At 66.9% G+C, this 17,316-nt stretch carries 20 protein-coding genes and 4 tRNA genes; 8 read left to right on the top strand and 16 right to left on the bottom strand.

The features are described 5' to 3' along the window. Window positions 1–8: 8 nt before the first annotated feature. The 7 genes from ACH49N_RS17390 to ACH49N_RS17360 form a co-directional block, all read right to left on the bottom strand. Window positions 9–81: transfer RNA gene (locus ACH49N_RS17390), tRNA-Trp, on the bottom strand. 185 nt (window positions 82–266) lie between these two features. Then, the gene (hadB, locus tag ACH49N_RS17385; RefSeq protein ID WP_109327957.1) at window positions 267–692 is read right to left on the bottom strand and encodes a (3R)-hydroxyacyl-ACP dehydratase subunit HadB; all 426 of its coding nucleotides are present in this window, start codon (window positions 690–692) and stop codon (window positions 267–269) included. Beyond that, complete coding sequence (hadA, locus tag ACH49N_RS17380; RefSeq protein WP_109327955.1) at window positions 679–1,242, bottom strand: (3R)-hydroxyacyl-ACP dehydratase subunit HadA; 564 nt, start codon at window positions 1,240–1,242, stop codon at window positions 679–681. The genes hadB and hadA overlap by 14 nt, the downstream gene beginning before the upstream one ends. Before the next feature lie 88 nt (window positions 1,243–1,330). Then, the gene (gene rpmG, locus ACH49N_RS17375) at window positions 1,331–1,498 is read right to left on the bottom strand and encodes a 50S ribosomal protein L33 (RefSeq protein WP_005252089.1); all 168 of its coding nucleotides are present in this window, start codon (window positions 1,496–1,498) and stop codon (window positions 1,331–1,333) included. Window positions 1,499–1,559: 61 nt separating this feature from the next. Next, window positions 1,560–1,632: transfer RNA gene (locus ACH49N_RS17370), tRNA-Met, on the bottom strand. 45 nt (window positions 1,633–1,677) lie between these two features. Further along, window positions 1,678–1,750: transfer RNA gene (locus tag ACH49N_RS17365), tRNA-Thr, on the bottom strand. 205 nt (window positions 1,751–1,955) lie between these two features. Further along, window positions 1,956–2,038 (bottom strand) — tRNA-Tyr (locus tag ACH49N_RS17360). A 199-nt stretch (window positions 2,039–2,237) separates the two neighbouring features. Between ACH49N_RS17360 and ACH49N_RS17355 the strand changes: the two genes are divergently transcribed. Then, on the top strand, window positions 2,238–2,729 hold the full coding sequence (locus ACH49N_RS17355) for a YajQ family cyclic di-GMP-binding protein (protein ID WP_109327953.1): 492 nt from the start codon (window positions 2,238–2,240) through the stop codon (window positions 2,727–2,729). 68 nt (window positions 2,730–2,797) lie between these two features. Here ACH49N_RS17355 and htpX read toward each other — a convergent pair whose 3' ends face one another. Then, the gene (htpX, locus tag ACH49N_RS17350; protein ID WP_159920373.1) at window positions 2,798–3,661 is read right to left on the bottom strand and encodes a zinc metalloprotease HtpX; all 864 of its coding nucleotides are present in this window, start codon (window positions 3,659–3,661) and stop codon (window positions 2,798–2,800) included. A 141-nt stretch (window positions 3,662–3,802) separates the two neighbouring features. Beyond that, on the bottom strand, window positions 3,803–4,858 hold the full coding sequence (locus ACH49N_RS17345) for a polyprenyl synthetase family protein (protein WP_358273468.1): 1,056 nt from the start codon (window positions 4,856–4,858) through the stop codon (window positions 3,803–3,805). A 129-nt stretch (window positions 4,859–4,987) separates the two neighbouring features. On the opposite strand from ACH49N_RS17345, the gene ACH49N_RS17340 reads away from it, so the two are divergent. Next, window positions 4,988–6,250, top strand: a complete 1,263-nt coding sequence (locus ACH49N_RS17340; protein ID WP_358273469.1) for a geranylgeranyl reductase family protein — start codon at window positions 4,988–4,990, stop codon at window positions 6,248–6,250. Between the two features lie 6 nt (window positions 6,251–6,256). On the opposite strand, the gene ACH49N_RS17335 is transcribed toward ACH49N_RS17340, so the two are convergent. The 4 genes from ACH49N_RS17335 to menD form a co-directional block, all read right to left on the bottom strand. After that, complete coding sequence (locus tag ACH49N_RS17335) at window positions 6,257–6,955, bottom strand: demethylmenaquinone methyltransferase (protein WP_159920367.1); 699 nt, start codon at window positions 6,953–6,955, stop codon at window positions 6,257–6,259. Between the two features lie 111 nt (window positions 6,956–7,066). After that, window positions 7,067–8,212: a glycosyltransferase family 1 protein gene (locus ACH49N_RS17330; RefSeq protein WP_358273593.1), complete on the bottom strand. Its 1,146-nt coding sequence runs from the start codon at window positions 8,210–8,212 to the stop codon at window positions 7,067–7,069. Between the two features lie 73 nt (window positions 8,213–8,285). Then, window positions 8,286–8,723 carry a DUF3592 domain-containing protein gene (locus tag ACH49N_RS17325; protein ID WP_358273470.1) on the bottom strand — a complete coding sequence of 146 codons (438 nt, stop codon included), beginning with the start codon at window positions 8,721–8,723 and terminating at the stop codon, window positions 8,286–8,288. Continuing rightward, on the bottom strand, window positions 8,720–10,345 hold the full coding sequence (menD, locus tag ACH49N_RS17320; protein ID WP_358273471.1) for a 2-succinyl-5-enolpyruvyl-6-hydroxy-3-cyclohexene-1-carboxylic-acid synthase: 1,626 nt from the start codon (window positions 10,343–10,345) through the stop codon (window positions 8,720–8,722). Before menD ends, ACH49N_RS17325 begins: the two co-directional genes overlap by 4 nt. 93 nt (window positions 10,346–10,438) lie before the next feature. On the opposite strand from menD, the gene ACH49N_RS17315 reads away from it, so the two are divergent. Both ACH49N_RS17315 and ACH49N_RS17310 read left to right on the top strand, forming a co-directional pair. Then, window positions 10,439–11,035 (top strand): flavin reductase family protein, encoded by a 597-nt coding sequence (locus ACH49N_RS17315; RefSeq protein WP_358273473.1) that lies wholly within the window; start codon window positions 10,439–10,441, stop codon window positions 11,033–11,035. Between the two features lie 59 nt (window positions 11,036–11,094). Beyond that, window positions 11,095–11,922 carry a siderophore-interacting protein gene (locus tag ACH49N_RS17310; protein ID WP_358273474.1) on the top strand — a complete coding sequence of 276 codons (828 nt, stop codon included), beginning with the start codon at window positions 11,095–11,097 and terminating at the stop codon, window positions 11,920–11,922. Window positions 11,923–11,978: 56 nt separating this feature from the next. Here the strand turns inward: ACH49N_RS17310 and ACH49N_RS17305 are convergent, their stop codons facing one another. Genes ACH49N_RS17305 through ACH49N_RS17295 form a run of 3 tightly spaced genes read right to left on the bottom strand, consistent with a single transcriptional unit; the run spans window position 11,979 to window position 14,130 of the window. Further along, on the bottom strand, window positions 11,979–12,425 hold the full coding sequence (locus tag ACH49N_RS17305; protein WP_109327928.1) for a DUF6918 family protein: 447 nt from the start codon (window positions 12,423–12,425) through the stop codon (window positions 11,979–11,981). Window positions 12,426–12,470: 45 nt separating this feature from the next. Continuing rightward, the gene (locus tag ACH49N_RS17300) at window positions 12,471–13,472 is read right to left on the bottom strand and encodes an o-succinylbenzoate synthase (protein ID WP_358273476.1); all 1,002 of its coding nucleotides are present in this window, start codon (window positions 13,470–13,472) and stop codon (window positions 12,471–12,473) included. A gap of 4 nt (window positions 13,473–13,476) precedes the next feature. Beyond that, window positions 13,477–14,130, bottom strand: coding sequence for a PaaI family thioesterase (locus ACH49N_RS17295; protein WP_109327924.1), 654 nt, complete (start codon window positions 14,128–14,130; stop codon window positions 13,477–13,479). A gap of 72 nt (window positions 14,131–14,202) precedes the next feature. Between ACH49N_RS17295 and ACH49N_RS17290 the strand changes: the two genes are divergently transcribed. From ACH49N_RS17290 to ACH49N_RS17275, 4 genes are all read left to right on the top strand, one after another. Continuing rightward, a complete protein-coding gene (locus ACH49N_RS17290) occupies window positions 14,203–15,096 on the top strand; it encodes a 1,4-dihydroxy-2-naphthoyl-CoA synthase (RefSeq protein WP_159920353.1) in 894 nt (297 codons plus the stop codon). A gap of 75 nt (window positions 15,097–15,171) precedes the next feature. Continuing rightward, window positions 15,172–15,621 carry a hypothetical protein gene (locus tag ACH49N_RS17285; RefSeq protein ID WP_358273478.1) on the top strand — a complete coding sequence of 150 codons (450 nt, stop codon included), beginning with the start codon at window positions 15,172–15,174 and terminating at the stop codon, window positions 15,619–15,621. Window positions 15,622–15,624: 3 nt separating this feature from the next. Next, window positions 15,625–16,020 (top strand): VOC family protein, encoded by a 396-nt coding sequence (locus ACH49N_RS17280; RefSeq protein WP_159920349.1) that lies wholly within the window; start codon window positions 15,625–15,627, stop codon window positions 16,018–16,020. A gap of 79 nt (window positions 16,021–16,099) precedes the next feature. Beyond that, the gene (locus tag ACH49N_RS17275; protein ID WP_358273479.1) at window positions 16,100–17,314 is read left to right on the top strand and encodes an inorganic phosphate transporter; all 1,215 of its coding nucleotides are present in this window, start codon (window positions 16,100–16,102) and stop codon (window positions 17,312–17,314) included. The last annotated feature ends 2 nt before the right edge of the window (window positions 17,315–17,316 follow it).

Raw genomic sequence — 17,316 nt, 5'->3', positions numbered from 1 at the left:
TCCGGGGGCAGGGGCGACAGGACTTGAACCTGCAACCTGCGGTTTTGGAGACCGCTGCTCTGCCAGTTGAGCTACGCCCCTTTGGTCGGGTGACCTGGTCCCGAGTTACCTCTGGACCAATTCTTGCCCGACCTCTCTGTGATTACATGACACGCGCGCCACCCTGTGTCGGCCGAACAGCACCGTAGGGCAGCGCGCAGCGCTGAGTAATCCCAGAAATCTCAGTGTACTTCAAAGCCCCGGAACAAACCCAATCCACCCGGCGGTCAGGCCAGACGGACCGTTGCCGTGGCACGACCGAAGATCTTCTTTCCTTCGGAGCGCGCCACGATAGCGACTACTGCAGTCTTGCTTTCTTCGTCCACCGACTTGACCTTGCCGGTGTATTCGACCTCGGCGGCCTCGTCCTCGCGGACGTACACCGAGCTCGTGAAGCGTACATTGTATTCGGTGACCGCGCCGGGGTCACCGAGCCATGAGGTCACGAATCCACCACCGAGACCCATGGTGAGCATCCCGTGAGCAATCACATTGTCCAGGCCGGCGAGCTTGACGACTTCGTCGCTCCAGTGGATGGGATTGGGGTCACCCGAGACGCCCGCGTAGTTGACCAGGTCGCCACGCGTGAGGCGCACAATGCGCTCGGGAAGTTCGTCACCCACCGAGACGTCCTCGAACTTACGAAGCGCCATGCATGATCACGTCCTTGACTGCGTGAGCGATGTTCTCGTCGACCTCGCCGCCGGTCCGCGCGACAAGCGTGGTCCAGGTGGTCTGCACGAGTTCGTCGTTCTGGTCGGTGACGATGTTCTTGGTGGTGATGATGTCGCTGCCACCCATCTGACGGAAGCCGTCCAGATAGACGTCGCAGAACAAGCGGTCCCCGACCTTGATCGGCTTGTGGAACACGAGACGCTGATCCGTCTGGAGGATCTGGCTCGGGTCGTAACCGGTGACGATCTCCTTGAAGAGGCGGCTCTGAGCGATGATGCCGACAAGCGAGATGAACGTGAGCGGAGCGAGCAGGCCGTCGTAGCCGAGGCCGCGGGCGGCATCCTCATCGTGGTGAGCGGGGTGCCAGTCCTGCACGGCCCGCGCGTACTCGCGCACCTTCTCGCGACCGACCTCGTAGAAGTCGTCGACGCGGTAGTGGTGCCCCACCATTGCCAGCGCGTGCGCAGCCGGATCCTCGGGAACGTCCGGAGACACGCTCGTCTCGATCTCTGTCACAGTGTCAGTCACGCGAAAGAACCTCTTCTACCCTGGGCGTGGGAACGCGAGGGCAGCCTCGAAGCTTCCCTCGCGAACTCAACTCCCGGCCGGAACCGTGTTACTTCGACTCGCGATGCGACTGGTGGGTTCCGCAGTTGGGGCAGAACTTCTTGATCTCCAGGCGATCGGGGTCGTTACGCCGGTTCTTCTTGGTGATGTAGTTACGGTGCTTGCATACCTCGCAGGCCAAAGTGATCTTGGGCCGAACGTCAGTCGAGGAGGCCACGGGATGCCTTCTTTCGGGTGTATCTGATTACGAGCAATCAGGGTGGATCATGCATATTGTGTAGCGGTGACCGGACTTGAACCGGCGACGCAACGATTATGAGTCGTTTGCTCTACCAACTGAGCTACACCGCCTCGGTGTCGAGTGTCGCGCACGAAGCGCTTCACCACAATCCAGCGAGCCCCCTAACGGAATCGAACCGTTGACCTTTTCCTTACCATGGAAACGCTCTGCCGACTGAGCTAAGGGGGCGTGCTTCACTCGCACATCGCTGTGCGCTGAAGCCTTGACGAGATTACACAGAGTTCGCGCCGAGAACCAAATTGCCTGGTCACGGTTCTCCGAAACTCCACCCACCGGACATTACGCGCTCCCGGGAACGATCGCGGAAAGCCCGAACCACAGCTACCCCAACGACAGAACCCCGGTGAGCTGGTGCTCACCGGGGTTCTGTGTGTGGCAGATGTAGGATTCGAACCTACGTAGGCATAAGCCGACGGATTTACAGTCCGCTCCCATTGGCCGCTCGGGCAATCTGCCGGGTTGCACGAGGAGCGCGAAATCTTTGCGAGATCGCTCTCCACTGCGGAAAGAAGAATACAACGAACGGCCCCCCGTTTTGCAAACCGGGTGGATACGGGCGGTTGCGAACCGATAGCGTCGAATCTGCTCACTAGCATTCAGGTGAGCGCCCGTCCGGATCGCGGCGGGGGAAACAGACGGAAACCGGGAGTGTGCAGTGGCTGATTCGTCCTTCGATGTGGTGAGCAAGGTGGAGCGTCAAGAGGTGGACAACGCCCTGCATCAAGCCGGCAAGGAGCTGTCGACCCGTTTCGACTTCCGCAACACGGGCGCGTCCATCGAGTGGTCCGGTGAGGAATCCATCACGCTGACGGCCGACACCGAGGAGCGACTGCTCGCCGCCCTCGAAGTTTTCAAGGAGAAGTTGATCCGCCGGGACATCTCGCTGAAGGCCTTCGACGCCGGCGAGCCTGCGCAGTCGGGGAAGATCTACAAACTCACCGGCACGCTCGTCCAGGGCATCACCACGGAGAACGCAAAGAAGATCACGAAGAAGATCCGCGACGAGGGACCCAAGGGCGTCAAGGCGCAGATTCAGGGCGACGAGCTGCGCGTGAGCAGTAAGAAGCGCGACGACCTACAGGCGGTCATCTCCCTGCTCAAGGGGGAGGACTTCGGCATCGCGCTGCAGTTCGTGAACTACCGGTAGGCGCTCCGCGCTCGTGCGCCTTTCTGGTAGCTGGAGCAACCAGAAAGGCGCACGGGCGGCGAAGCCGCCTACCGGCCGGCCATCCGCTCGAGACGCTCGATGCGCTCGGCCATCGGCGGGTGGGTGGAGAACATACGGCTCATCTTCTCGCCGGTGCGGAACGGGTTGGCGATCATCAGGTGCGACTGCGCCGCGAGCTGAGGTTCCGGGGGGAGCGGGGCCGCCTGGGTGCCCCGCTCGAGCTTGCGTAGCGCGGACGCCAGGGCGAGAGGGTCACCGGTCAGTTCGGCGCCCGACTGGTCCGCTTGGTATTCCCGGGACCTCGACACCGCCAGCTTGACGATGGTGGCCGCGATGGGGCCGAGCAACGACACCAGCAGCAGCGCGAGCGGGTTGGCGCCCTGTCCCCCACCCCGTCCGCCGAACATGTTCGCGAACATCGCGAAGTTCGCCAGCCCGGACACGACGGCGGCCATCGTCCCGGCCACCGACGAGATCAGGATGTCGCGGTTGTAGACGTGCGACAGCTCGTGTCCCAGGACCGCCCGCAGCTCTCGTTCGTTGAGAATCTGCAGGATTCCGCTGGTGCAGCAGACCGCGGCATGCCGAGGGCTGCGGCCCGTGGCGAACGCGTTGGGGGCACTGGTGGGGCTGATGTAGAGCCGGGGCATCGGCTGATGAGCCGTGGTGGCCAGCTCCCGCACGATGCGGTAGATGGCGGGCGCTTCCACCTCGGTGATCGGCTGCGCATGCATGGCTTTGAGGGCCAGCTTGTCGCTGTTGAAGTAGGCGTACGCATTCATGCCGACCGCGAACACGATGGCCAGCAGAAGGATGGTCGTGTTGCGGAACAACGCGCCGATGAACACGATCAGCGCCGACATGCCGACCAGCAGAACCAGGGTCTTGGCCCCGTTTGCGTACCCGCGCACGGCTCGCCTTCCTTGTCGTCGTCACCCGATCACGATCGCCCGAATACCGGATCTTGATCATTCAACGAAGCAGGGTGGTGAGACGGTTCCCGGTGTGTACAGCGTGGAAATCGCGCGAGCAATCAGGTTCGACGATACGGCTCAGCCGACGCGTTCGACCGTGTAATCGACCAGCTTGACGAGTGCGTCGTTGGCGGGACCTTGGGGTAGCTGGGCGAGCTGCGCACGCGCCTCCACGGCGAACTCCTCCAGCTTCGCCTTGGCCTGCGCCATCCCAGGCGACCGCGCGAGGAGCTCGAGCGCCTCGGCGACGTCGTCGTCGTCGGTGACGGGGCCATCGAGAAGCACACGCAGCCGGTCGGCCTCGGGTCCCTCGTCGCGCAGCGCATACAACACAGGAAGGGTGTGCACGCCCTCACGCAGGTCCGTCCCCGGTGTCTTGCCGGACTGAGCCGACACCGAGGAGATGTCGATGATGTCGTCGGAGATCTGGAAGGCCGTGCCGACAGCGTCGCCGAGTCGTTCGAGCCGCTCCACGTCAGCGGCCTCCGCGCCGGAGAAGGTGCCCCCGAAACGTCCGCACGCAGCGATCAGTGAACCCGTCTTCTCCCACACCACCTTGAGGTAGTGCTGGATCGGGTCCTGCTCGCCGCGCAGGCCGATCGTCTCGCGCATCTGCCCGGTCACCAGTTCGGCAAACGTCTCGGCGATGATCTGGACAGCAGAGGGACCCAACGTGGACACGAGGCGGGAGGCGTGGGCGAACAGGTAGTCGCCCGCCAGGATCGCGACACTGTTGCCCCACCGCGCGTTGGCACTGGGCGCACCTCGGCGCATCGACGCCTCGTCCATCACGTCGTCGTGGTAGAGCGTGGCCAGATGGACCAGTTCGACGACGGTGGCGGCGGTGACCACCGACGGATCGGACGCTTTCGGACCCAGCTGAGCGGTGAGCACCGTGAACAGCGGGCGGAAGCGCTTGCCGCCGGCCTTCGCGAGGTGCAGCGCGGCCTCGGTGAGAAAGTCCTCGCCGTCGGAGAGCTCGCTGACCAGCAGTTCCTCGACCTGTTTCAGCCTGTCGCGGACCGTGGCAGCGAGCTGAGTGTCGCCGAGATCGATCCCGGCGACCGTAGTGCCCTCTACAGCGTCGGCAGCGGTGTGTGCTGCGCCCTCGGTGCTCACGTTCTCAGTACCCATTCCTGTCGTCAGTGACGGCTCGGTTCCCGCGCCGTCGGTGACGGCTGGTACCCACGGTAGAGAACCTAGCGGTTGCGGCGGCCATCGGCCTCGCCGCGGTCCCCGGGCGTGGCCTGACAGGATGTAGGTGTGGTCGTAGCAGAACAGTCGCCCGCGGGGTCCCCGCTTCCCGTCGCCGCCGATGTCCTGGTCCTCGGCGCTGGTCCCGCCGGTTCCTCCGCCGCCACCTGGGCCGCGCGTGCCGGCCGCGACGTGCTACTCGTCGACGCCGCCGTGTTTCCCCGGGACAAGACATGTGGTGACGGCCTCACCCCGCGTGCCGTCGCCGAACTCGATCACCTCGGCCTCGGTGACTGGGTGCGATCGAAGGGCACCAACCGCGGGCTCCGGCTCAGTGGGTTCGGGCAGGAGCTCGAACTCGAATGGCCCGGACGGTCGTTCCCCGCCGTGGGGAGCGCGGTGGCCAGGACCGAATTCGACGACAAGCTTCGGACGACTGCAGTCCAGGCGGGCGCCGTGATGGTGCAGGGGGCCAAGGCGGTCGGCGTCGAGCGGAACGGCGACCGGGTGAGCGCGGTGACGGTGCAGACCGGCGACGGGACGCACACCATCAAGTGCCGCACCCTGATAGTGGCCGACGGGGTCCGGTCGACGTTGGGCAAGAAGCTGGGCCGGGAATGGCACCGCGACACCGCATACGGCGTCGCCGCGCGCGCCTACATCGCCACGGCGCGCAGCGACGATCCGTGGATCACCTCCCACTTGGAGTTGCGTGATAGCGCCGGCACTCTGCAGTCGGGGTACGGGTGGGTGTTTCCCCTCGGCACCGGCGAGGTGAACATCGGGGTCGGCACCCTCGCCACCGCCAAACGGCCGGCGCCGGGCGCGCTCCGGCCACTGCTCGACCTGTACACGGCACAGCGGCGCGCGGAGTGGGCCTGGGACGGCGAACTGCGGGCGGTGGCGTCCGCGTTGCTGCCGATGGGCGGCGCGGTGTCCCACGTCGCCGGGCGCAACTGGGCCGTCATCGGCGACGCCGCGGCGTGTGTGAACCCGCTCAACGGCGAGGGGATCGACTACGGGCTCGAGGGTGGACGTCTCGTGGTCGAAGTCCTCGATGCGGACGATCTGACGGAGCTGTGGCCCACCATCCTCCGCGAGCGCTACGGGCGGGCGTTCTCGGTGGCACGTCGGCTCGCCGGACTGCTGACCGTGCCCCGGGTTCTCCCGGCGTCGGGTCCGGTGGCGATGCGCTCACGCGCGCTCATGACCATCGCCGTGCGCGTGATGGGCAACCTCGTCACCGAGGAGGACAACGACCTCACCGCCCGGGCATGGCGTGCGTCCGGCCTGGCGTCGCAGAAGGCGGACACCCGGCCGCTGTTCGGTTGAGGCCGGTCAGCGGGTGGCGCGGTGCAGGGCGACTACCCCGCCGGTGAGGTTGCGCCACTGGACGTGTCGCCACCCTGCCGCCTCGATGCGTTGGGCGAGTTCGGACTGTGTCGGCCAGGCGCGAATGGACTCCGCGAGATACACGTACGCATCAGGGTTGCTGCTGACCGCGCGGGCGACCCGCGGCAGCGCCTTCATCAGGTACTCCATGTAGATCGTCCGGAACGGCCCGAACACCGGCGTGGAGAACTCGCTGACAACAAGGCGGCCGCCCGGCTTGGTGACGCGGGCGATCTCCCGCAGCCCGGCATCGAAGTCCGAGACGTTGCGGAGGCCGAACGAGATGGTGGCCGCGTCGAACACCGCGTCGGCGTACGGCAGGTGCATCGCGTCCCCCGCCACCATGGGAACCTGCCGGCCGATGCCCGCCTGCAGCATTCCCTTGGAGAAGTCGGTGGCCACGCACCACGCCCCCGACCGCCCGAGTTCGACGGTCGACACACCGGTGCCCGCGGCGAGGTCGAGAACCCGCTCCCCCGGCTTCAGATCGAGGGCCGACCGAGTCGCCTTGCGCCAACTGCGGTCCTGCCCGAAGGACAGGATGGTGTTGGTGAGGTCGTAACGCTTCGCGACGCCGTCGAACATCGACGCGACTTCGTGCGGATCTTTTTCGAGCGATGCCCGCGAACCGTGTGTAGTTGCCACACCCGGAACGCTACCAACCTCGTCGGGTGCCGGGATCGGCGCTAGTCGACGCCTGCCCGGCCGATGTCTGGGTTGGCCGCGCATGCTCGGGGAACGATCCCCGTGCCGTCGTCAGGCAGCCCGGGACGCGCGGAAGCCCGCAGACCCGGTGACCTCGGCGTAGTGGTCGAGCAGCTCGCTGCAGATGGCAGGCCACGTGCGGTGCAGCACCGATCGCCGGGCCGCCTCACCGAAGCGCGCCCGCATCCGCCGGTCACTCAGCGCCTCGACGGCACTGGGTAGCAGCTCGGCGAATCGCTCGACCGGCAGCAGGTACCCGTTGCGGCAGTGCGTGACGAGGTCGCGTGGCCCTCCGGCGTCCGGACCGATCACCGGGATGCCACTGGCCAGCGCTTCCTGGACGGCCTGGCAGAACGTCTCGTGCTCACCCGGATGCACGAACACGTCCAGGCTCGCGTAGGCCTCCGCGAGTTCGGTGCCGCCGAGTTGGCCGGTGAAGACGGCATCCGGCATGAGCTTCTGCAAACGGCCCCGCTCCGGCCCGTCGCCGATCACCACGAGCTGGATTCCGGGGTGTCCGGCCACCGCGGCAAGTCGCTCCACATGCTTTTCCGGAGCGAGCCTGCCCACGAACCCCACGATCAGACGGTCCGGCTCCGCCGACCAGGAGTCGCGCAGGTCCGTACTCCGGCGAGACGGCGCGAATCGGCTGGTCTCGACTCCGCGGGCCCAGCGGTGCACGCGGGGAATGCGCTGCTCGGCAAGGGCCTCGACCGCAGACGTCGACGGCGCCAGGGTGCGCGTGCATCCCTTGTGGATGCGGCGGGTCCAGGCCCACGCCGCGCGGCTGGTAATTCCCAGGCCGTAGCTTTCGGCGAAACCCGCGACGTCGGTCTGATAGATCGCGACCGTCGGCACATCCAGCCGGTGCGCCGCGCCGAGCCCGCCCGCGCCGAGCAGGAACGGCGACGCCAGGTGAATCACGTCGGGCTCGAACGCACGCAGTTCCGCCGTGAGTCCCGGTTGCGGCAGTCCGACGGGGAGGGAGCTGACTTTCGGAACCATGACCGCGGGCACCCGATAGACGGGCACACCGTCGTGTTCCGTTGAGGCAGGAGGCTGTGAACCGACGGTGTCCGGGGCGACGACCATCGCCTGGTGTCCGTCCCGCTGCAAATGCTCGAGAACTCGGAGCACCGAATTGGTCACACCATTCATGTTGGGCAGGAACGACTCCGCGACGATCGCTACTCTCACGACGCACAGCGTGGCAGTGCCCGTGGTCACGGCGGCGAGGACGATATGACCGACGCGCGAAGTTCCGGCGAACTCACGATGACATTGCCGGAGAAACCACCGCGTCCTCTCGTCTGCGTAGATACCAGATCAGCGGTCCCGCGATGAGCCAGGTGACGACGATGAGTGACCCGGCAGGGATCACGGCGACACTCGCATCCCGGCCGGATACCCGGACGAGGTCCGGGTCGGCCCGTGCGTACTCGACGTCGATCCGTTGTCCGGCCGTCAACCGCGTCGGGTACAGCACGCCCAATTCCGGATTGTGCGTCACACCGTCGGGCGTCACGAAGCTGATCGCCGACCGCAGTGAGCCGGCCGACAGCACCTCGGCCGTCGCGACACCCATGTCCGATTGGATCGTGCGGTCGTTCCGCCACGCTGCCACCACCAACAGCACTGCGAGGATCGAGATGCCGGCGGCCGTGACGGCGATGCCGCGCCGCACCCGGCCCGTGACCCGTGGGTTCACAGCTGCGCCCGGACCGCTGCATGGAGTTCGCGCAGGCCGGAACGCTCGGTGGTCACCTCGAGCACCCGGATTCCGCGTTCACCGGGTGTCCCGGGGTTGTGCAGTTCGGCGGACAATTCTTCGAGCCCGACGAGGTGGTGCTCCACACGGTAGGCGGCGCACAAGGCGGCGAGGTCCATGCCGTGTGGTGTGCCGAAGACCCGTTCGAACACGCCCGCGTACTGGGGGTCGCCCTGTTCGAGCAGTTCGAAGATGCCGCCGCCGTCGTCGTTGGCCACCACGATGGTGAGATCACGGGGACGCGGTTCTCCCGGTCCGATGAGCAGCCCGGAGGCGTCGTGCAAGAACGTCAGATCGCCGAGCAGAGCCACCGTGCGGCCCTCAACGTAGGCGAGGGCCGCCCCTACCGCGGCCGACACCGTGCCGTCGATCCCGGCGACTCCCCGATTGGACAGAACCCGGATCCGCGGCGACGGGTAGCTGACGAGCGCGGCATCTCGCACCGGATTGGACGCCCCGAGGAGCAGTTGGTCGCCGTCGGACAATGCGTCCATCACGGTGGCGGCGACGTGCAGGCCGGTTGCCTTCGGATGGGACGCCAGCTGGGCCCGCACCGCTTTGTCCGTGTGCTCGGTGAGGGTCCGGCAGCGGGCGATCCAGGCCAGGTCCGGTTCACCCGAGACCACGGCGCGGGTGCCCGTGGCGAGAACGTTGCCGGAGACGTCGGGCCAGCGCGGGCCGGTGGTGAGCGCGTACACGGCCACGACTGGATCGGCGAGAAGTTTCGACACCGGCCGGTGCAGGGTGGGGCGGCCGGTGATGATTGCCTGCCGCGGTTTGAGCTGGGGCAGCGCCATCGGGTGCACCGGTAAGCCGTGGAGCGGCGCCGTCGGCTCGGCGACCGTCGGGAGTCCGGCGAGTTCGGGCCGTAGAGCCGACCCGTGACCGGAGATGACGATGGTGTCGGGGGTGAGGTCGAGCTCGACCGGCACGTCGAGCGTCGCGTGCTGAGTGGTGGTCCACGCCGCCCCGCCCGGCCGTCCCTGCGGGGTCGGCCCCTGCGCGTGGACGTCGGGAACGAGCGGTTCCCGGAGCGGAATGTCGAAGTGCACGGGACCGGCATTTCCCGACCTCGTGCCGCGCGCGGCGGCGAGGACCCGGCACACGGCCGAACGCCACTGGCTGTTCTGACCGGCGTCGTCCTCGGCCAGCCCTAGGCTGATGGTGGCGCGGACCTGGCTCCCGAACAGGCCGAGTTGCTCGATGGTCTGGTTGGCGCCGGTACCGAGCATTTCGTAGGGGCGGTTGGCACTGAGTACCACGAGCGGGACCCGGGCGTAGTTGGCCTCGAGAACGGCCGGACCGAGGTTGGCCACGGCGGTACCCGAGGTCATCACGATGGGCACCGGCCGACGACCGGCGACGGCCAATCCCAGCGCGAGGAATCCCGCGGTCCGCTCGTCGATGCGCATGTGCAGGCGCAGTCGACCCTCGAGGTCGGCCTTCTGCAGCGCGAAGGCCAACGGTGCGTTGCGCGAACCCGGGCAGAGCACAACCTCGCGTACTCCCCCGCGGACCAGTTCGTCGACGACCGCGGTGGCTTGTGCAGTGGACGGATTCACACCATCCAGAGTGTCAGATCCACCGGCCGGTTCTGTCGGCGACCTCGTCAGGTGAGTTCGCGGCCACACCCCCTCCGCTGACACGATGAACAGATGCGCACAGTCTTCGATCCCGCCGAACTTCCGCCCCGCCGCATGTACCAGGTACTGACCGCGTCCGTGGTGCCGCGACCGATCGCCTGGGTGTCCACCCTCTCGGAGGACGGGGTAGCCAATCTGGCCCCGTACAGCTTCTTCTCGGTGTCGAGCACCAACCCACCGGTGGTGCAGTTCACGTCCGTCACCCGCAAGGACAGCCTGCGCAACATCGAAGCCACCGGGGAGTTCGTGATCAACGTGGCGACTGAACCTCTCATGAAGGTGGTGAACGCCAGTTCGGCCACCTACGACCATGATGTCGACGAGTTCGCGGCGCTGGGGATCGAGACCGAGCCGAGCGAGCACGTGCGTCCCGTGCGGGTGGCCGCCTCGCCGGTGGCAATCGAATGCCGCCTCGCGCAGATCGTTCCGGTCGGTGATTCGTTCGTGGTGATGGGCGACGTGCTCGCGGTTGCGGTGCGGGACGAGGCGGTCGCGGAGGACGGTCTGCCCGACTTCACGTCCCTTGCCCCGCTCAGCCGCCTGGGCCGCAACGAGTGGGGGTTGCCGCCCGAAGTCGTGCTGCTGGACCGACCGCAACGACCCGAATAGCCGATCGATTGGTTAGGCTTACCTGACAAATCGATTCCCTAGCCGGAAAGTAACCATCCATGGCCCAACGCAGCAAGTTCGTCAAACCCGAGACTCGCCGAATTGCGTCCGCCCGGGTGGTCGCCGGCAAGCAGATCAGCCCCAACTTCATCCGCGTCACCGTGGCGGGACCCGAACTGGACTTCGTGACGCCGATGGGCTACGACCAGTGGTTCCGGATGTTCATCCCCCAACCCGGACAGACCACTCTGCGGCTGCCGACCAGCGCGAGCAACCTCTGGTACGCGCAGTACAAGCTGATGTCGAAGGACACCCGGCCCGTCGTGCGCAACTACACGATCCGCGACTACCGCGCCGTCGGCACCGGACTGTTCGGCGACGAGACGGAGATCGACATCGACTTCGCCTCGCACGGCGATCTGGGTCCGGCTTCGGCCTGGGCCGCTTCCGCGTCGGCGGGCGACGAGGTTGCCATCCTCGACGAGGGCCGGATCTACAACCCGGCGCCCGACGCCGAGTGGCAACTCCTGGTCGGTGACGAGAGCGCGTTGCCGGCGATCGTCGGGATTCTACGATCGGCGCCGCGGGACCTTCGAGCCGAGGTGTTCATAGAGATCGCGGAAGCCGCCGACGCACAGGATGTTTCGGTGGGCGACGGAGTGAACGTGCACTGGCTGGTCCGCGAAAACGCAGATGCCCGTCCGGGGCTGCTTGCGTTGGAGACGGTGCGGCAGGCAGATCTTCCGACCGGGCCGTCGTACACCTTCGTCGCCGGAGAAAGTGACTTACCGACGGCTCTTCGACGCCACCTCGTGAACGACCGGCACGTTCCCAAGACACACATTTCGTTCACCGGCTACTGGCGCCACGGCCACGCCGCCTACTGACCACAGGGAAGTGGCGAAGTACGCGGACGCGCACTTCGCCACTTCCAGAGGTTCGTTCAGTTGGCGTGCTTCTGGACGAGTGCGCCCAAACGCGGAAGTGCTTCGATCACATTCTTCTTCGCGGACGGGCGCAGCGAGTTGTACACCTTCTTGACCGCGCCGCGGTCACTGTTCTCGATGCGCTCGTCGGTGACACCGAGGAGCGAGTCCGACACGTCGTCGCCGCGGGCGACGAGGTAATCGGCGAACGAATCCTGGCCGCTGGCGGTGAAATCCTGCCAGTACGGCTCGAGCTTGGTGACGAACTCGGGCAGCAAGCCCTCGATAGCATCCGGCACGATGGACGGTCCCACCTTCTTGACCGCGGCGTAACCACCCTTCAATGCCAGTCCCGAGGCCCCCGACTTGTCCGAAACCTCCGCGTCGATCAGAGCCTGCACATCGGCGATGACCGCCGGCACGCGTGCCTCGTCGAGCAGGGTTTCGTTCAGAGCTGCAACCACTTTCAATGCCTCCGTATTGACTGAGCGATCAGGTCCGGCCAGACACTATACGAAAAGCTGCGGGTCGCGTTGTTCGAGCAGGCCATGACACCGGCGCACCCGCTCGATCCACCAGCGGGCACGCTCGGGCGTTGCCGCGAGGTCGGCGACCCGGGCGGGGTCGGGAGTCACGGATGCGACTCCCAGTGCACCGTCCACGGGCTCGCTGGGCTCGGCCACATCCGACTCGAAGAGTCCACCGGTTCCCAGTCCACACGCGAAATGCAGGTCGGGCAGTGCGGCCGCGGCGGCGACACCGGCGGCGATTCCCACGGCGGTGTCCAACGCACTCGACACGACCACCGGGACCCCGTACTCGGACAACTCGTCCGCGAGCGCGAGGAGGCGGCGCATTCCACCGAGGGGGGCGACCTTCACGACGGCGACGTCGGCGCCGCCTGCGCGAACCACCTTCAGCGGGTCGTCCGCACGTCGAATGCTCTCGTCGGCGGCCACGCGCACAGCGGGCACACGTCGGCGCACCTCCACCAGCTCCGGCACACTCGCACACGGTTGTTCCGCGTACTCGAGCGGCCCGTCCGCCGTGAGTGCGTGCAGCGCCGTCACCGCCTCGTCGACCGACCATCCACCGTTCGCGTCGACGCGCACGCAGGGAATGTGTGCGCGGACCGCGTTCACCCGTGCGACGTCGTCGGCGAGAGTCTGACCGCGCTCGGCTACTTTCACTTTCGCGGTTCGGGCTCCCGGGTATCGCTCGAGGAGGGCGGGAACCTGTGCGGCGTCCACCGCGGGAACGGTCGCGTTGACAGCGACCCGGTCGCGGAGCGCGGGCGGCGGACCGAGCCAGGCGGCCTCGATCGCCGACTGCAGCCAGTGCGAGGCTTCGTCGTCCGCGTATTCGGGGAAGGGCGCGAACTCCCCCCACCCCGCGGGACCACGCACGAGCATGGCTTCTCGGGTGGTGATGCCGCGGAAGCGCACCCGCATGGGCAGACTCACCGCGACCGCGTCGGCCAGGACCTCGTCGAGGGTCGGCAGAGAGGACACGAGGTCAGGGCTGTCCGGGCAGAAGCTCGAGCATGAGGGCCTCACAGTCGGCGAGCAACGTGTCGCCCTTCTTCAGCTGCGCGGTGATGAACGTCTTGCGCCCCTCGACCCGGTCGACGCTGCCCTCGACGGTGAGCGGTGTGTTGAGCGGTGTGATCGCCCGATAGTTCACATGGAGGTATGCCGTGCGACTGATGGGCCGTCCGTACGCGTGGACGATCATTCCCATCAGGTCGTCGAACAGCAGCGGCAGCGTGCCGCCGTGCGCGGCGCCGTTGCCACCGAGGTGGTAGCGACGGAACTCGCCCGCGCTGCGCACCCCGTCAGGTCCGAACTTCTCGATGTGCCACGGCGGCATCAGCAGGCTCCCCCGGCCCGGCAGCTCGATCGTCCGTCCGGCGGGCGACCGTCCCTCGGGAACCACGTACGGTGTGAGCACTGCGGCCAGCTTCTCCACCTGGTCAGCCGCCTGCGCGACAACGTCGTCGGGGGCGTCCACCGACACCGCCAGATCCTGCAGGGTGCGCATTCCTTCCACGAACCGCGCCCAATCCGGGCCGGGGGTCACCGCCTCGTACTTGGGGAACCCGCCGTGGTGCTCGTAGTCGTCGTCGCGCTTCCCGTCGACACCGGTGACGTCCGCAGCCTGTTCGCTCATACCTGCACGGTAAACCCGGGCCGAACTCCCGCGCGCGGACACCCAACGGCGGCACCCGATAATCTCGGAGCCGTGACCTTCAACCCGCAGCACTGGCGACCCGTACCCGGCTTCGAGAACCTCACGGACATCACCTATCACCGGCATGTCAGCGAGGGCATCGTCCGGGTGGCGTTCGACCGTCCCGAGGTGCGCAATGCCTTCCGTCCGCACACCGTCGACGAGCTCTACCAGGCACTCGACCATGCCCGGATGACCTCCGACGTGGGCGCCGTCCTCCTCACCGGCAACGGGCCGAGCCCGAAGGATCAGGGCTGGGCGTTCTGCTCGGGCGGAGATCAGCGCATCCGCGGCCGCAGCGGATACCAGTACGCGGAAGGGGAAACCGCGGACACCGTCGATCGGGCCCGCGCCGGGCGCCTGCACATCCTCGAGGTTCAGCGATTGATCCGGTTCATGCCGAAGGTCGTCATCTGTCTCGTCAACGGCTGGGCCGCAGGCGGCGGCCACAGCCTGCACGTGGTGTGCGATTTGACACTCGCCAGCCGCGAGCACGCCCGCTTCAAGCAGACCGACGCCGACGTCGGCAGCTTCGACGGCGGCTACGGCAGCGCCTACCTCGCCAAGATGGTCGGGCAGAAGTTCGCCCGCGAGATCTTCTTCCTCGGCGAGACGTACACCGCCGAGGAGATGCACCGGATGGGCGCCGTCAACAAGGTCGTCGACCATGCCGAACTCGAGGACGTCGGAATCGAGTGGGGCGCCAGGATCAACGGAAAGTCCCCGCAGGCGCAGCGCATGCTGAAGTACGCGTTCAACCTGCAGGACGACGGACTCGTCGGACAGCAGTTGTTCGCGGGAGAGGCAACCCGCATGGCGTACATGACGGATGAGGCCGTCGAAGGTCGCGACTCCTTCCTCGAAAAGCGCGAACCCGACTGGAAGCCGTATCCCTGGTACTTCTGAGCCGCTCCCCTTCCCGGGCATCGTGGAATTGGCCACGTGCCAGCGCGGATTCACCGATTCCGGCACACTGACCACATGAGCACCGACCGCGAGCTCCCGGCCCCGGAACACCGCCGTCCGCCCGGAACCGGTGACGACACCGTCGCCGCGCTCGGGAAGTTGTCCGAATCCCTCGAAACCGTCGAGCGGGCCCGCGGACTGCTGTACTCGTTCCACCAGCTGATCGGGCACGCCGACCTTCAGCTCGGTGACGCCGTCGACGCGTTGCGGTCGGCCGGTCACGGCCCGACAGCGGACCGCCTGGAGACCGAACTGGTCGGCCTCAACGTGCTCGACGGACGGTGGACCTTCCAGGTCGTGGAAGAGTTCGACGACGGGTACTGGTCCACCTTCCGTGAACTCGAGCGCGCCGCCCGTGACGAACTGCTGGACGGTCGTCGCCACCTGTTCGAGGCGGAGATGAAGGAAGCGCGACGCACACACGGCCGGGCAGGTCACGAAGCCCGCCCGAGCAAAGGAGAGTGACGGGTGGAAATCCTCAGCAGCAGGACGATCCTGCGGCCACGGGACTACGCGACGACGCTGAGTTTTTACCGCGACATCCTCGGACTCGCCACCGCCCGCGAATATCCCGGAGGCACGGTGTTCTTCGCGGGGCAGGGACTCATCGAGGTGGCCGCCCACGGCGCCGCGGACACTCCGTCGACGTTCGACGGTGCCCTGTGGCTGCAGGTCCGTGACCTCACCGCAGCGCAGACCGAACTGGTACTCGCCGGGGTCAAGATCAACCGCGAAGCCCGGCAGGAACCGTGGGGACTGCACGAAATGTGGATCGCGGACCCCGACGGAATACCGATCGTGCTGGTGCAGATTCCGGAGGATCACCCCCTCCGGCGCGACACCAGGCCGGTGAACGACGGGTGACACGGGGCCAAACTCCAGGCCGCCTCGAGGTGTCCGACCTCAGCTGTACTTTTCGAACTTCGATCCGCACAATCTGGGTGTGACCGCAGAGCTCGTAGTTCTTCTGGTGGTGGTCGTCACCGCCCTCGCTTTCGACTTCACCAACGGCTTCCACGACACCGGAAACGCAATGGCCACCTCGATCGCAACGGGAGCTCTGCGACCCAAGACCGCGGTCGTGCTCTCCGCGTCGCTGAATCTGGTCGGCGCATTCCTGTCGGTCGAGGTCGCCGCGACCGTGGCCAAAGGTGTCGTGAACCTGGGAACGGTGGGCGGTGAAGATCTCCTGCTCATCGTGTTCGCGGGACTTGTCGGCGGCATCATCTGGAACCTCGCGACTTGGCTGCTCGGTCTGCCGTCGAGCTCCTCGCACGCGCTGTTCGGTGGCTTGATCGGTGCGGCCATCGCGTCCATCGGCATGAGTGGTGTCGAGTGGGGCGGGGTCCTCGGCAAGGTCGTCATTCCCGCTCTTCTCGCCCCTGTCGTCGCAGCACTGGTCGCCACGGCAGGTACTAAACTCGTGTACCGCATCACCTCCACCGTGCCGGAGGGAACGAAGGAGCACGGGTTCCGCGTCGGTCAGATCGGTTCCGCCTCGCTGGTGTCGCTGGCGCACGGAACCAACGACGCCCAGAAGACGATGGGTGTGATCTTCCTCGCACTGGTCGCGCACGGCAGCATCACCGCCGACGACGAGATGCCTTTCTGGGTCAAGCTCAGCTGCGCCGTCGCCATTGCCCTCGGCACCTATCTCGGCGGCTGGCGGATCATCCGCACCCTCGGCAAGGGCCTCGTCGAGATCGCCGCCCCGCAAGGCATGGCCGCCGAATCCTCGTCGGCCGCGATCATCCTGACGTCGAGCCACCTCGGGCTTCCGTTGTCCACCACACACGTCGCCACCGGTTCCATCCTCGGCACGGGGCTCGGCCGCAGGGGCGCCGAGGTTCGCTGGGGCATCGCCGGACGTATGGCGGTCGCGTGGCTCATCACTCTCCCCTCGGCCGCGTTCGTGGGCGCCGTGTGCTGGTTCCTCGCGCACATCATCGGCGGCCTCGCCGGCGTGCTGGTGGTGTTCGCGGCACTCATCCTCCTCGCCGGGTTCATGTACCTACGGTCCCGCAAGCAGCCGGTGCACTCCGGCAATGTCAACGCCGAGTGGGAGCCGGGTGCAGAGCATCCCGCGACCACGGCTGTACCACCCCCGGCCGGCTCGGAGATCTCCGAGTCGCCCAGACCCACCACCACCAACCACTGACG

It is taken from the genome of Rhodococcus sp. NPDC019647 (genome assembly GCF_044389235.1).
GTDB classification, from domain to species: Bacteria; Actinomycetota; Actinomycetes; order Mycobacteriales; family Mycobacteriaceae; genus Rhodococcus_F; species Rhodococcus_F oxybenzonivorans.
Note: the sequence above shows the minus strand (reverse complement) of the source record. Positions and strands in the feature narration are given on the sequence as shown.